Raw genomic sequence first — 14,576 nt, 5'->3', positions numbered from 1 at the left:
CGCGTACGAGTTCGGGGTGCCGGCCGGGGGCGGATGAGAGAGGGCCCGCCCGGGGTCCCGCCGGCGGTCAGATCACAGGGTGTCAGCCCTTGACGGCCGCGACCTTCTGAGCCAGCGCCGACTTCTTGTTGGCGGCCTGGTTCTTGTGGATGACGCCCTTGGATACGGCCTTGTCGAGCTGACGCGCGGCAGCGCGCTGGTACTCGGTGGCCTTCTCGACGTCACCCGCGGCGGCGGCCTCGCGGGCCTTGCGGATCGCGGTCTTCAGAGAGGACTTGACGGCCTTGTTGCGCAGCCGGGCCTTCTCGTTGGTCTTGTTCCGCTTGATCTGGGACTTGATGTTCGCCACGAATGAGCCTCTACAGGTTCTGGCCCGGGGCCGTACGGTGCCGCACGGAACCCGCGCCGGGTGATTTCTTGGGGTGTGCCTCGCGCTGAGAGGGCATGAGACACAGCCCCCCACACTACCAGCGGCCCATTCAGTGGCCCAAACCCGTCCCCGGTCGCCACCCGTGGGACCATGGAGGCTACGTATCGATCCGACCCGAGACCGCAGACGCACAAGCACACGTATGCGGACGCCTCAAGAATCAGGACCCTGCGTGCCCGCGATCCCCAGCCATGTGCCCGAGCCGAGCCGTACCGACCCGGCGCTGATCCGCAATTTCTGCATCATCGCGCACATCGACCACGGCAAGTCCACGCTCGCCGACCGGATGCTCCAGCTGACCGGTGTGGTCGAGCAGCGGCAGATGCGCGCTCAGTACCTCGACCGCATGGACATCGAGCGCGAGCGCGGCATCACGATCAAGAGTCAGGCGGTGCGGTTGCCGTGGGCCCCGACCCACGACAAGGGCGACACGCACATCCTCAACATGATCGACACCCCGGGGCACGTCGACTTCACCTACGAGGTCTCCCGCTCGCTCGCCGCCTGCGAGGGGACCGTCCTCCTCGTCGACGCCGCCCAGGGCATCGAGGCCCAGACCCTCGCCAACCTCTACCTGGCGATGGAGAACGACCTCACGATCATCCCGGTGCTCAACAAGATCGACCTGCCGGCCGCGCAGCCCGAGAAGTTCGCCGAGGAGCTCGCCAACCTGGTCGGCTGCGACCCCGACGACGTGCTGAAGGTCTCGGCGAAGACCGGACTCGGCGTCGAGGCGCTGCTGGACCGGGTGGTCGCCGACGTCCCCGCCCCGGTCGGCGTCAAGGACGCCCCCGCCCGCGCGATGATCTTCGACTCGGTCTATGACTCCTACCGCGGTGTCGTCACGTACGTCCGTGTCATCGACGGCCAGCTCAACAAGCGCGAGCGCATCCGGATGATGTCCACCGGCGCCACCCACGAACTGCTGGAGATCGGCACCAACTCGCCGGAGATGCTGCCCGCCGACGGCCTCGGCGTCGGCGAGGTGGGCTACCTGATCACCGGTGTGAAGGACGTCCGCCAGTCGAAGGTCGGTGACACCGTCACCAGCCAGCACAAGGGCGCCCAGGAGGCGCTCGGCGGTTACAAGGACCCCAAGCCCATGGTGTTCTCGGGCCTGTACCCGCTGGACGGCTCCGACTACCCGGAGCTGCGCGAGGCCCTGGACAAGCTCCAGCTCAACGACGCCGCCCTGGTGTACGAGCCGGAGACCTCCGCCGCGCTCGGCTTCGGTTTCCGCGTCGGCTTCCTCGGCCTGCTGCACCTGGACGTGATCCGCGAGCGCCTCGAGCGCGAGTTCGGCCTCGACCTGATCGCCACCGCGCCGAACGTGGTCTACCGCGTGGTCATGGAGGACGGCAGCGAGCACATCGTCACCAACCCGAGCGAGTTCCCCGAGGGCAAGATCGGCGAGGTGTACGAGCCGGTCGTGCGCGCCACCATCCTGGCGCCCAGCGAGTTCATCGGCTCGATCATGGAGCTGTGCCAGACCCGGCGCGGTGTCCTGCTCGGCATGGACTACCTCTCCGAGGACCGGGTGGAGATCCGCTACACCCTCCCGCTCGCCGAGATCGTCTTCGACTTCTTCGACCAGCTGAAGTCCAAGACCCGCGGCTACGCCTCCCTCGACTACGAGCCCACCGGCGAGCAGACCTCCAGCCTGGTCAAGGTCGACATCCTGCTGCACGGCGACAAGGTGGACGCGTTCTCCGCGATCACCCACAAGGACCAGGCGTACGCGTACGGCGTGCGGCTCGTCGCCAAGCTCAAGGAGCTGATCCCACGGCAGGCCTTCGAGGTGCCGGTGCAGGCGGCCATCGGCTCGCGGGTCATCGCCCGCGAGACCATCCGCGCCATCCGCAAGGACGTCCTCGCCAAGTGCTACGGCGGTGACATCTCCCGCAAGCGGAAGCTGCTGGAGAAGCAGAAGGAAGGCAAGAAGCGGATGAAGATGGTGGGCTCCGTGGAGGTGCCGCAGGAGGCCTTCATCGCCGTCCTCTCCAGCGACGACAGCGCGGGATCCGGCAAGGGCAAGAAGTAGCGGGTGGTTACCGCGGGTCACTCCGCAAACCGGGCGTAACCGGGGCCCGTCGCACGCGAGTGCGGCGGGCCCCGCGCGTCGGGCGGGTAGCTCTCTGTACGAAGTAACAGGCCGTGGCCCCTTACGCCGTGAGCGGTCGGCCTTTACTCTGTCCGTGCTCGATAGTTACTCGCGAGTTAAACAACGACGCGAGGAAACCCCAGCCGCACTGAGCCGGCCGCGCCGTCGCGGGCCCCGGAGGATGTCGTGAGCGACACACAGACACTGATCGAGAACCGACCGCCGACCGTGGCGGCCCTCTTCCTGGAGCGTGTGGCGGCCACACCGGACGCCGAGGCCTACCGCTTCCCCGTCCCACCGGCCTCCGGCGAGGGTCCGGACGACTGGAAGTCCCTCACCTGGGCCGGCACCGCCGAGCGGGTCCACGCCATCGCGGCCGGCCTGATCGAGCTGGGCGTGCAGCCGGAGGAGCGGGTGGCGCTGGCGTGCGCGACGCGCGTCGAGTGGATCCTCGCCGACCTGGGCATCCTCTGCGCGGGCGCCGCCACCACCACGATCTACCCGCAGACCAACGCCGACGAGTCCGCCTACATCCTGTCCGACTCCCAGAGCCGGGTGATCATCGCGGAGAACGCCGAGCAGGCGGCCAAGGCGGTGGCGAAGCGCGCCGAGCTGCCCGAGCTCACCCGCGTCGTCGTCATCGACCCGGCCGGCGTTGAGACCGACGACTTCGTGATCACGCTCACCGACCTGGAGAAGCGCGGCGCCGGCCGGCTCCAGAAGGAGCCGGAGCTGATCAAGGAGCGGGTCGCCGCGATCACCAAGGACCAGCTCGCCACCCTGATCTACACCTCCGGCACCACCGGCCGCCCGAAGGGCGTGCGCCTGCCGCACGACTGCTGGTCGTACATGGCCAAGGCCATCGCCGCGACCGGCCTCTGCAACAAGGACGACGTGCAGTACCTGTGGCTGCCGCTCGCCCACGTCTTCGGCAAGGTGCTCACCTCCGGCCAGATCGAGGTCGGCCACGTCACCGCCGTCGACGGCCGCGTGGACAAGATCATCGAGAACCTGCCGGTGGTCCGGCCGACGTACATGGCGGCCGTGCCCCGCATCTTCGAGAAGGTCTACAACGGCGTCGCCGCCAAGGCGAAGGCCGGCGGAGGCGCCAAGTACAAGATCTTCCAGTGGGCGGCCGGGGTCGCCCGCGAGTACGCCAAGGTCACCCAGGACAACTTCCGCCGCACCGGCACCGCGAGCGCCCCCTTCGGCCTGCGCAGCAGGCACGCCGTCGCCGACAAGCTCGTCTACGCCAAGATCCGCGAGGCCTTCGGCGGCAACCTCCGCGCCTGTGTCTCCGGCTCGGCGGCCCTCGCACCCGAGATCGGCTACTTCTTCTCCGGCGCCGGCATCCACATCCTGGAGGGCTACGGCCTCACCGAGTCCTCCGCCGCCTCCTTCGTCAACCCCGGCGAGGCCTACCGCACCGGCACCGTCGGCAAGCCGCTGCCCGGCACCGAGGTGCGCATCGCCGACGACGGCGAGATCCTCCTGCGCGGCCCCGGCATCATGCAGGGCTACCACAACCTGCCCGACAAGACCGCGGAGGTCCTGGAGGCGGACGGCTGGTTCCACACCGGCGACATCGGCGAGCTGTCCGCCGACGGCTACCTGCGCATCACCGACCGCAAGAAGGACCTCATCAAGACGTCCGGCGGCAAGTACATCGCGCCCGCCGAGGTCGAGGGCCAGTTCAAGGCGGTCTGCCCGTACGTCTCCAACATCCTGGTGCACGGAGCCGACCGGAACTACTGCACCGCCCTCATCGCCCTCGACGAGGCGGCCATCACGGCCTGGGCCGCCGAGAACGGCATGGAGGGCAAGCCGTACGCCGAGATCGTCGCCGCGCCCGTCACGGTCGAGATGGTCGACGGCTACGTCAAGCAGCTCAACGAGGGTCTCCAGCGCTGGCAGACCATCAAGAAGTTCCGCCTCCTGCCGCGCGACCTCGACGTCGAGCACGGCGAGATCACCCCGAGCCTGAAGCTGAAGCGCCCTGTGGTGGAGCGCGAGTACAAGAACCTCATCGAGGAGATGTACGAGGGCACCCGCGAGGCCTGACCGTCACTGACGTGACGTGACGCGCGAGCGGGGCGGGATCCTCCCCGCCCCGCCCGCGGCGTCGAGGGCGAAGGCGTCACCCGGCGCAACCTCATGGGCCGGCCCGACGGCACCGCCAACCCGGACCTGGACGGCGACGTCCTCTCGGGGATCGTCCGGACCGACGCGGGGCTCACCGCGAAGAAGGACCCGCGCGACGTCGGCACCACGGACGACCTCGGCTTCCCGGCCATCTCCGAGCACGCCCCCCTACGGCGGGGCCACGTGGGTCAGGACCCGCGGCGCATCCTCCGCCGGCCGTACACCTACGACGACGCCGTCGCCGCGGACGGGCGGGCGGAGACCGGACCGCTCTTCTCGTCGTTCCGGCGTGACATCGGCGAGCGGTTCCTGCCGAGCCGGCGCAGCCCGATCGGCTCGGCGGTCCGGCGAAGTGGGCCCGCTGGCACCAGCCCGGCAACGCGGCTTCGGGAATGTTCGGAACGGGTCGGGTTTCCCTTCGTACCTGCACACTTGCGGAGCACTCTTTTCACCCTTGGCGGTCCAGTTCGGTGACTCCCCGCTTATGGGCCGGTCCTTTCTGTCACCCTGTCGGCAGCGATCGAGTTCTCTTCGTACGAACTGCCCGGGGAGCCGCCCATGCGGGCCATTCCGACTCAGCGCGAGACCGCCCTGTGCGCCTCCGACGCGCCGGGGTGCACGCGGGTGGAAGCGACCCTGTCCGGAAGCCCCCTCGCACCCGGTTCCGCGCGGGCCCTGCTGCGCAAGGCGCTCACCGAGTGGACGCAGCTCGCACTGCCCGGCGCCGAGCACCTCACGGGCCGCGTCGGCGACGACGCCGCGCTCGTCGCCAGCGAACTCGTCACCAACGCCGTCGTGCACGCCGGCACCGAGGTGCGCCTGGCCTGCCGGCTGGAGGAGGACACGGGGGCGCTCGTCGTCGAGGTCGCCGACCGGCACCCGTCCCGCGCACCGCGCGGCGGCGGACCAGAGACGCCGCCGGCGCACGACATCCCCGAGTACGGGCGGGGTCTGCGCCTCGTCGCGGCGCTCTCGGAGTCCTGGGGGATCACCTACCGCCCGGGCACGAAGACCGTGTGGGCCCGGTTCTCCGCCGGGGAGCACCGGGCGGGCGAGCAGGCCGAGGCGTACGCGGGGGAGCGCTCGTCGGCGCACGACCTCAGGATGGCGGAGATCCTCGCCCCGGACCCGCTGGACCCGCTCGCCGCCCGGAACGCGCCTGGTCACCGGGAGCCGCCCGGGGCCGCCCGGGAGACCTGGCGCGGGGGCTCGTACGGCGACGACTGGCTCGCCCGCCGCCACGGGCGCGACGGCACCTGGCTGGGGCGGGGCGCCCTCTCCTTCCTCGCCGAGGCCTCCGACCTGCTCGCCGGGCAACTGGACGAGGACCTGGTCGCCTCGCTCACCGGACAGCTCATCGTGCCGCGGCTGGCCGACTGGTGCGCGGTGTGGCTGGAGGACGAGACCACCGGCCACGGCGGCTGGAGCGACGGCACACGGGCGGCCGGCGGCCCCCGCCTCGCCCGCGTGTGGCACGCCAGCGAGAACCGCATCGAGGACCTGAGCCGGGTCCTCGAACAGAACCCGCCCCACCCCGGGGACCCGCTGAGCCCGGGGCCCGTCCCCTACCGGTGCCCGGACGGGGCGCTCGACGTGCCGGCCGACGGCGCCTGCGGCACCGCCCTCGCCTACCGGCTCGTCGCCGGCGGGCGGCCGCTCGGGACACTGGTGATCGGACGGGGTGGGATCGACCGGTTCCCCGACGAGATCACCGGTCTCGTGGAGGACCTCGGCCGGCGGGTCGCCCTCGCCATCGGCGCCGCCCGGCAGTACTCCCGGCAGGCCACGATCAGCGCCGTGCTCCAGCGCGGACTGCTGCCCGGCGCCGTCGCCGAGATCCCCGGGGTGCGCAGCGCCCTCGTCTACGAACCCTGCGACAAGGGCGGACCGAGCGGCGACTTCTACGACCTCTTCCCGGCCGGCCACGGCCGCTGGTGCTTCGCCGTCGGCGACGTCCAGGGCAAGGGTCCCGAGGCGGCCGTCGTGATCGGACTGGTACGGCCCTGGCTGCGGCTGCTCGCCCGCGAGGGGTACCGCGTCGCCGACGTCCTCGACCGCCTCAACCAGCTCCTCCTCGACGACGCGACCGAGGCGGCCGACGCCGCCGCCCGCGCGCTGGTGGCCGCCGGGGCCCGCCCCGCCGTCCCCGGCGACGGTCCCCAGACCCGCTTCCTCTCCCTCCTCTACGGCGAACTCGTCCCGTTCCCCGGCGGAGTCCACTGCACCCTCGCCTCCGCGGGACACCCCCTGCCCCTGCTGCTCGACCTCGAGGGCTCCGTCCGCGCCGTCGCCCAGCCGCAGACGCTGCTCGGGGTGGTCGAGGACGCCGCGTACACCAGTGAGACCTTCGAGATGTACTCCGGCGACACCCTGCTGTGCGTCACCGACGGGGTCACCGAGCGGCGCTCCGGTTCCCGCCAGTTCGACGACGGGGACGGCCTCGCGGCGGCGCTCGCGGGGTGCGCCGGGATGGACGCCGAGCCGATAGCGGAACGGATCACCCAGCTCGTGCACGAGTTCGGGGCCCGGCCGCCGGCCGACGACCTCGCGCTGCTGGTGCTCCAGGCGGAGTGAGGCGGGGAGCGCTGCCGGGTGCGGGACAATGGAGCACATGCCTTCCGCACTCCCCGACGGCGAGCCCGTCCCCGCCGACGGCGCGCTGCCCGCCTCCGCGCTCGCCGGGGCCGCCGACCGCCCCCTCGGCTTCTACCTGCACGTCCCGTACTGCGCGACCCGCTGCGGCTACTGCGACTTCAACACCTACACCGCGACCGAGCTGCGCGGCACCGGCGGAGTGCTGGCCTCCCGCGACAACTACGCCGAGACCCTGATCGACGAGATCCGCCTGGCCCGCAAGGTGCTGGGGGACGATCCGCGGCCGGTCCGCACGGTGTTCGTCGGAGGGGGCACGCCGACGCTGCTGGCGGCCGACGACCTCGTACGGATGCTGGGGGCGGTACGGGAGGAGTTCGGGCTGGCGGCGGACGCCGAGGTGACGACGGAGGCGAATCCCGAGTCGGTCGGCCCGGCGTACCTGGCGGCGCTGCGCGAGGGCGGCTTCAACCGGGTGTCGTTCGGCATGCAGAGCGCCCGGCGGCACGTGCTGGACGTGCTGGACCGCACACACACCCCCGGGCGCCCCGAGCGTTGCGTCGCCGAGGCGCGGGCGGCGGGCTTCGAGCACGTCAACCTGGACCTGATCTACGGCACGCCGGGGGAGTCGGACGACGACTGGCGGGCGTCGCTGGACGCGGCGCTCGGGGCCGGCCCGGATCACGTGTCGGCCTACGCGCTGATCGTGGAGGAGGGCACGCAGCTCGCTCGCCGCATCCGGCGCGGTGAGGTGCCGATGACGGACGACGACGTCCACGCGGACCGGTACCTGATCGCCGAGGAGATGCTGTCGGCGGCGGGGCTCGACTGGTACGAGGTGTCCAACTGGGCCACCTCGGAGGCGGCCCGCTGCCTGCACAACGAGCTGTACTGGCGCGGCGCCGACTGGTGGGGCGCGGGTCCCGGCGCCCACTCGCACGTGGGCGGGGTGCGCTGGTGGAACGTCAAGCACCCGGGGGCGTACGCGGCGGCGCTGGCGGGTGGGCGGTCGCCGGGGGCGGGGCGGGAGATCCTGTCGGACGAGGACCGGCGGGTGGAGCGGATCCTGCTCGAACTGCGGCTGGAGGAGGGCGTTCCGCTGTCGCTCCTCCGCCCTGAGGGGCTGGCGGCATCCCGCCGGGCCCTGACGGACGGGCTGCTCCAGCAGGGTCCGTACGAGGCGGGCCGCGCGGCCCTCACCCTGCGGGGGCGGCTGCTGGCGGACGCGGTGGTGCGGGACCTGGTGGACTGACCTTCTTACGCCCCCGCCGCCCCTTCCCGTCCCGACCCTGGGGGCCGCGCCCCCAGACCCCGCGCTTCGGCCCTGAACGGGCCTCGTCCCCAATCGCCGGACGGGCTGGTGTGTCGGCCCCTCCGGCGTCTGACGAGCGGGGCTACGGGGGCGGCGCCCCCGGGACGGGACGGGAAGGGGCGGCGGGGGCGAAGAAGCCCGCCTGTCACGACGGGGCCGTGACGAAGTCGATCAGTTCCTCCACGCGGCCCAGGAGTTCCGGCTCCAGGTCCCTGTACGAGCGCACCGAGCCGAGGATCCGCTGCCACGCCTCCCCCGTGTGCGCCACGCGCCACCCCAGTGCGGCGCACACCCCCGTCTTCCAGTCCTGCCCCCGCGGCACCCGGGGCCACCCGGCGATCCCCACGGACGCCGGCTTCACCGCCTCCCAGATGTCGATGTAGGGGTGCCCCACGACCAGCGCGTGCTCGCTCGTCACCGCCTCCGCGATCCGCCACTCCTTCGACCCCGGGACCAGATGGTCCACCAGGACCCCCAGCCGCGCGTCCGGGCCGGGACCGAAGGACTCGACTATCGACGGCAGGTCGTCCACGCCCTCCAGGTACTCCACGACGACCCCTTCGACGCGCAGGTCGTCGCCCCACACCTTCTCGACCAGCTCCGCGTCGTGCCGGCCCTCGACGTAGATGCGCCCCGCGCGGGCGACCCGGGCCCGCGCGCCGGGGACGGCGACGGAACCGGACGCCGTACGCGTGGGCCTCCGGGGACCGGAGGCGGGCCGTACCAGCGTCACCACGCGCCCCTCCAGCAGGAACCCGCGCGGCTCCAGCGGGAACACGCGGTGCTTGCCGAAGCGGTCCTCCAGGGTCACCGTGCCGGCCTCGCAGCGGATCACCGCGCCGCAGAAGCCGGTGCCCGGCTCCTCCACGACCAGGCCGGGCTCGGCCGCGACCTCGGGAACCGGCTGCGGCTTCTTCCACGAGGGGGTCAGATCGGCGGAGTACTGGCGCATTCTGACGACGATACGAGGATCATGCCCGTCGTGATCAGTCCGACACGCCGAAACGCTCCGCCAGGACCTCGCGTTGGGCCCGGACGAACGCGGCGTCGACCACCGCCCCGTGACCGGGGACGTACCGCGCGTCCTCCCCGCCCAGCGCCAGCAGCCGGTCCAGTGCGGCGGGCCACCGCGACGGTACGGCGTCGGGGCCCGCCTGCGGCTCGCCCGACTCCTCGACCAGGTCGCCGCAGAAGACCACCTCCGGGTCGCCGGGCACCAGGACCGCCAGATCGTGGGCCGTGTGCCCGGGCCCCACGTTCGCCAGCAGCACCTGCCGGCCGCCGCCCAGGTCGAGCGTCCACTCGCCGGACACCGCGTGCCGGGGCGGGACCAGCGCGTCCGCCGCCTCCTGAGCCGCCCGCGCGTCCAGCCCGTGGCGCACCGCGTCGGCACGCAGCTCCTCACGCCCTCGCGGCGTCAGCACCGTCTCCATGCCCACCGCGCCGAACACCTCCGTACCCGCGAACGCCGCGGCCCCCAGGAGGTGATCGAAGTGGGGATGGGTGAGCGCGAGATGCGTCACACGGCGGCCGGTGAGCGCCCGCGCCTCGGCCCGCAGCCGTTCGCCCTCACCCAGACCGGACCCGGCGTCGACGAGCAGCACGGCGTCGGTGCCCACCACGAGCCCCGCCGTGCAGTCCCACACCGGCAGCCGGCACCGCCCCACCCCGGGCGCCACTTGTTCCCATCCCGACTCTTCCCAAGTCACGGTCATGGCGGGACGCTACCGGGGACGGCGCCGCCCGGCACGACGGCGCGGGACCGGCCTTGCCCGGGGCGTACCCCCCGGCCGTACACTGGGCCGGGGAAGTCTGGCACTCGGGTGCGAAGAGTGCCAGAGACGTTACCGGGCGGAAAGCTACTGGAGGTGTGCGCGATGCTCAGTGAACGCAGGCTCCAGGTGCTGCGCGCCATCGTCCAGGACTACGTGGGCACCGAGGAGCCCGTCGGCTCCAAGGCGCTCACCGAGCGGCACAACCTCGGCGTCTCCCCGGCCACCGTGCGCAACGACATGGCGGCCCTGGAGGACGAGGGCTTCATCGCCCAGCCGCACACCAGTGCCGGGCGCATCCCCACCGACAAGGGCTACCGGCTGTTCGTCGACAAGCTCGCCGGGGTCAAGCCGATGACCGCGCCCGAGCGGCGGGCCATCCAGAACTTCCTCGAGGGCGCCGTCGACCTGGACGACGTGGTGGCCAGGACCGTACGGCTGCTCGCGCAGCTCACCCGGCAGGTCGCCGTCGTGCAGTACCCGTCGCTGACCCGTTCGACGGTGCGCCACGTGGAACTGCTGTCCCTGGCGCCCGCGCGGCTGATGCTGGTGCTGATCACGGACACCGGCCGGGTCGAGCAGCGCATGGTCGACTGCCCGGCGCCGTTCGGCGAGTCGTCCCTGGCGGACCTGCGGGCGCGGCTCAACGCCCGGGTCGCGGGCCGCCGCTTCGCGGACGTGCCGAGCCTGGTGGAGGACCTCCCGGAGGCCTTCGAGGCCGACGACCGCGGTACGGTCTCGACGGTGCTCTCCACCCTCCTGGAGACGCTCGTCGAGGAGAACGAGGAGCGGCTGATGATCGGCGGCACCGCCAATCTCACCCGCTTCGGACATGACTTCCCCCTCACGATCCGGCCCGTCCTGGAGGCGCTCGAGGAGCAGGTCGTGCTTCTCAAGCTGCTCGGTGAGGCGAAGGATCCGGGCGTGACCGTCCGTATCGGTCATGAGAACGCCCACGAAGGACTCAACTCCACGTCTGTCGTGTCGGTCGGCTACGGTTCGGGCGGCGAGGCTGTCGCCAAGCTCGGCGTGGTCGGACCGACCCGCATGGACTACCCCGGAACGATGGGAGCGGTACGCGCAGTGGCACGGTACGTCGGACAGATCCTGGCGGAGTCGTAGTGGCCACGGACTACTACGCCGTACTCGGCGTGCGCCGCGACGCGTCGCAGGAGGAGATCAAGAAGGCCTTCCGGCGGCTCGCCCGCGAGCTGCACCCGGACGTCAACCCGGATCCGAAGACCCAGGAGCGGTTCAAGGAGATCAACGCCGCCTACGAGGTGCTGTCGGACCCGCAGAAGAAGCAGGTCTACGACCTCGGCGGCGACCCGCTCTCGCAGTCCGGCGGCGCCGGCGGCGCGGGCGGCTTCGGGGCCGGTGGCTTCGGCAACTTCTCCGACATCATGGACGCCTTCTTCGGCACGGCGTCCCAGCGCGGCCCGCGCTCGCGCACCCGGCGGGGCCAGGACGCGATGATCCGCATCGAGATCGAGCTGGACGAGGCCGCGTTCGGCACGACCAAGGACATCCAGGTCGACACGGCGATCGTCTGCACCACCTGCAGCGGCGAGGGCGCGGCGCCCGGCACCAGCGCGCAGACCTGTGACATGTGCCGCGGCCGTGGTGAGGTCTCGCAGGTCACGCGGTCCTTCCTGGGCCAGGTCATGACGTCCCGCCCGTGCCCGCAGTGCCAGGGCTTCGGCACGGTGGTCCCCACGCCGTGCCCGGAGTGCGCCGGTGACGGCCGGGTCCGCTCCCGGCGCACGCTCACGGTCAAGATCCCGGCCGGTGTCGACAACGGCACCCGGATCCAGCTGGCCGGCGAGGGCGAGGTCGGTCCCGGCGGCGGCCCGGCCGGCGACCTGTACGTCGAGATCCACGAACTCCCGCACCCGACCTTCCAGCGGCGCGGCGACGACCTGCACTGCACGGTCACCATCCCGATGACCGCGGCGGCCCTCGGCACCAAGGTGCCGCTGGAGACGCTGGACGGCATGGAGGAGGTCGACATCCGGCCCGGCACCCAGTCCGGCCAGTCGATCCCGCTGCACGGCCGGGGCGTCACGCATCTGCGCGGCGGCGGCCGGGGCGACCTCATCGTCCACGTCGAGGTCCAGACGCCGACCAAGCTCGACCCCGAACAGGAACGCCTCCTGCGCGAACTGGCCAAGCTGAGGGGCGAGGAAAGGCCCCAGGGCACCTTCCAGCCGGGGCAGCAGGGACTGTTCTCACGGCTGAAGGACGCGTTCAACGGGCGCTGACGCGTTCGGCGGGCGCCGAGGAACACCGCCGAAAAGTGGCTTATGCCAAGGGGAAGGGCGGATTCGGACTTGGTCGGGGGACGTGACAACATGCCGTCATGTCCTCCGTACCGACCGATCTCTTCCCGCACCCGATCGTGCAGGCCCCCATGGCGGGCGGTGCCGCCGTGCCGCAGCTCGCCGCGGCCGTGTCCGAGGCGGGCGGTCTCGGTTTCCTGGCCGCCGGGTACAAGACCGCGGACGGGATGTACCAGGAGATCAAGCAACTGCGGGGACTGACCGCCCGGCCCTTCGGCGTCAACCTCTTCCTGCCGCAGCCGGAGACGGCCGACCCCTCCGCCGTCGGCGTCTACGCCCACCAGCTGGCCGGTGAGGCCTCCTGGTACGAGACCGAGCTCGGCGACCCCGACAGCGGCCGCGACGACGGCTACGACGCCAAGCTCGCCGTGCTGCTGGACAACCCGGTGCCGGTGGTGTCGTTCCACTTCGGGGTGCCCTCCCGGGAGGTCCTGGACTCCCTGCGCCGCGTCGGCACGTTCACCATGGTCACCGCCACGACGGCGGAGGAGGCCCGGGCCGTGGAGCGGGCCGGCGCGGACGCGGTGATCGCGCAGGGCGTCGAGGCCGGCGGCCACCAGGGCACCCACCGCGACGTCCCGGAGACGGACGGCTCCGGCCTCGGCGTGCTGTCCCTCGTCGCCCAGGTCCGGGAGTCCGTCGGCATCCCGGTCGTCGCCGCCGGCGGCATCATGCGCGGTGGTCAGATCGCCGCCGTCCTCGCGGCCGGCGCCGCCGCGGCCCAGCTCGGCACGGCCTTCGTCGCCGCGCACGAGTCCGGCGCGCACGCCCTGCACAAGCGGGCCCTCACCAGCCCCCTGTACGTCCGCACCGAGCTCACCCGGGCCTTCTCCGGCCGCCCGGCCCGTGCCCTGGTCAACCGCTTCCTGCGCGAGCACGGCCCCTACGCGCCCGCCGCCTACCCGGACGTCCACCACCTCACCGCACCGCTGCGCAAGGCCGCCGCCAAGGCCGGCGACGCCCAGGGCATGGCCCTGTGGGCGGGGCAGGGCCACCGGATGGCCCGGGAGCTGCCCGCCGGACAGCTCGTGGAGGTCCTGACCGCCGAACTCGCCGCCGCCCGGACAGCGTTGTCGGCGGGAGGTGCCCGATGACCGCCCCGGTGTTCGTCGTCGACGGCTTCGGCACGGACGGCACCGGCCGTTACGTCCTGGACGGTCCGGAGGGCCGCCACGCCGTCTCCGTGAAGCGGCTGCGCGCCGGAGAGGGCGTCGTCCTCACCGACGGGGCCGGCCGCTGGGCCGAGGGCGAGGTCGACGCCACCGAGGGCAAGGACCGGCTGATCGTGCGGCTCGGTGAGGTCGTCGAGGAGCCCGAGGAGTCCCCGCGGCTCACCGTCGTCCAGGCCCTGCCCAAGGGCGACCGGGGCGAGCTGGCCGTGGAGACGATGACCGAGGTCGGTGTCGACGCGATCGTGCCGTGGTCGGCGGCGCGCTGCGTCACGCAGTGGAAGGGTGAGCGCGGGCTGAAGTCGCTCGCCAAGTGGCGGGCGACCGCCCGGGAGGCGGGCAAGCAGTCCCGCCGGGTGCGCTTTCCGGCTGTCGCGGACGCGATGACGAGCAAGGGGGTTGTGTCACTTCTCGCCGAAGCGTCGTTCGCCGCCGTGCTCCACGAGAGCGGTACGGAGCCGCTGGCGACGGCCGAACTCCCCACCTCCGGTGACATCGTGCTGGTCGTCGGTCCGGAAGGCGGCGTCTCTCCGGAGGAGTTGGCGCTCTTCGAGGCGGCGGGCGCGGGTGCCTACCGGCTGGGCCGCAGCGTGCTGCGCACGTCCACGGCGGGGACGGCGGCGGCGGCGCTCCTGCTCGGCCGCACGGGCCGCTGGTCCTGACCGCCCGGGGACGCCGCCCCCGTACCCCCGCTCCTCACACGCCGGAGGGGCCGACAC

General features: G+C 72.3%; 11 protein-coding genes. 8 read left to right on the top strand and 3 right to left on the bottom strand.

The window, feature by feature from the left end; all coding sequences use genetic code 11:
• Positions 1-82: 82 nt before the first annotated feature.
• Complete coding sequence (rpsT, locus tag BU52_RS18630) at positions 83-349, bottom strand: 30S ribosomal protein S20 (RefSeq protein ID WP_030858234.1); 267 nt, start codon at positions 347-349, stop codon at positions 83-85.
• 253 nt (positions 350-602) lie between these two features.
• On the opposite strand from rpsT, the gene lepA reads away from it, so the two are divergent.
• The 4 genes from lepA to hemW all read left to right on the top strand — a co-directional run bounded on the left by lepA (position 603) and on the right by hemW (position 8,517).
• Entirely contained in the window at positions 603-2,471 is a 1,869-nt protein-coding gene (gene lepA, locus BU52_RS18625; RefSeq protein ID WP_037935764.1) for a translation elongation factor 4, read from the top strand.
• Positions 2,472-2,717: 246 nt separating this feature from the next.
• Positions 2,718-4,592 (top strand): AMP-dependent synthetase/ligase, encoded by a 1,875-nt coding sequence (locus BU52_RS18620; RefSeq protein WP_037935762.1) that lies wholly within the window; start codon positions 2,718-2,720, stop codon positions 4,590-4,592.
• Positions 4,593-5,231: 639 nt separating this feature from the next.
• Complete coding sequence (locus BU52_RS18610; protein ID WP_037935759.1) at positions 5,232-7,247, top strand: SpoIIE family protein phosphatase; 2,016 nt, start codon at positions 5,232-5,234, stop codon at positions 7,245-7,247.
• A 37-nt stretch (positions 7,248-7,284) separates the two neighbouring features.
• Entirely contained in the window at positions 7,285-8,517 is a 1,233-nt protein-coding gene (hemW, locus tag BU52_RS18605; protein ID WP_037935827.1) for a radical SAM family heme chaperone HemW, read from the top strand.
• Between the two features lie 205 nt (positions 8,518-8,722).
• Here the strand turns inward: hemW and BU52_RS18600 are convergent, their stop codons facing one another.
• On the bottom strand, positions 8,723-9,529 hold the full coding sequence (locus tag BU52_RS18600) for a DUF3097 domain-containing protein (protein ID WP_037935755.1): 807 nt from the start codon (positions 9,527-9,529) through the stop codon (positions 8,723-8,725).
• 34 nt (positions 9,530-9,563) lie between these two features.
• Positions 9,564-10,292, bottom strand: a complete 729-nt coding sequence (locus tag BU52_RS18595; protein WP_037935753.1) for an MBL fold metallo-hydrolase — start codon at positions 10,290-10,292, stop codon at positions 9,564-9,566.
• A 162-nt stretch (positions 10,293-10,454) separates the two neighbouring features.
• On the opposite strand from BU52_RS18595, the gene hrcA reads away from it, so the two are divergent.
• The 4 genes from hrcA (at position 10,455) to BU52_RS18575 (ending at position 14,519) form a co-directional block, all read left to right on the top strand.
• Positions 10,455-11,471: a heat-inducible transcriptional repressor HrcA gene (gene hrcA / locus BU52_RS18590; protein ID WP_037935751.1), complete on the top strand. Its 1,017-nt coding sequence runs from the start codon at positions 10,455-10,457 to the stop codon at positions 11,469-11,471.
• Positions 11,471-12,610: a molecular chaperone DnaJ gene (dnaJ, locus tag BU52_RS18585; protein WP_037935750.1), complete on the top strand. Its 1,140-nt coding sequence runs from the start codon at positions 11,471-11,473 to the stop codon at positions 12,608-12,610. The genes hrcA and dnaJ overlap by 1 nt, the downstream gene beginning before the upstream one ends.
• A gap of 98 nt (positions 12,611-12,708) precedes the next feature.
• A complete protein-coding gene (locus BU52_RS18580) occupies positions 12,709-13,782 on the top strand; it encodes a nitronate monooxygenase (protein ID WP_037935748.1) in 1,074 nt (357 codons plus the stop codon).
• Complete coding sequence (locus BU52_RS18575; protein WP_037935746.1) at positions 13,779-14,519, top strand: 16S rRNA (uracil(1498)-N(3))-methyltransferase; 741 nt, start codon at positions 13,779-13,781, stop codon at positions 14,517-14,519. The genes BU52_RS18580 and BU52_RS18575 overlap by 4 nt, the downstream gene beginning before the upstream one ends.
• The last annotated feature ends 57 nt before the right edge of the window (positions 14,520-14,576 follow it).

This window comes from Streptomyces toyocaensis (assembly GCF_000725125.1).
GTDB classification, from domain to species: domain Bacteria; phylum Actinomycetota; class Actinomycetes; order Streptomycetales; family Streptomycetaceae; genus Streptomyces; species Streptomyces toyocaensis.
This window is presented reverse-complemented; position numbering and strand designations above follow the sequence as displayed.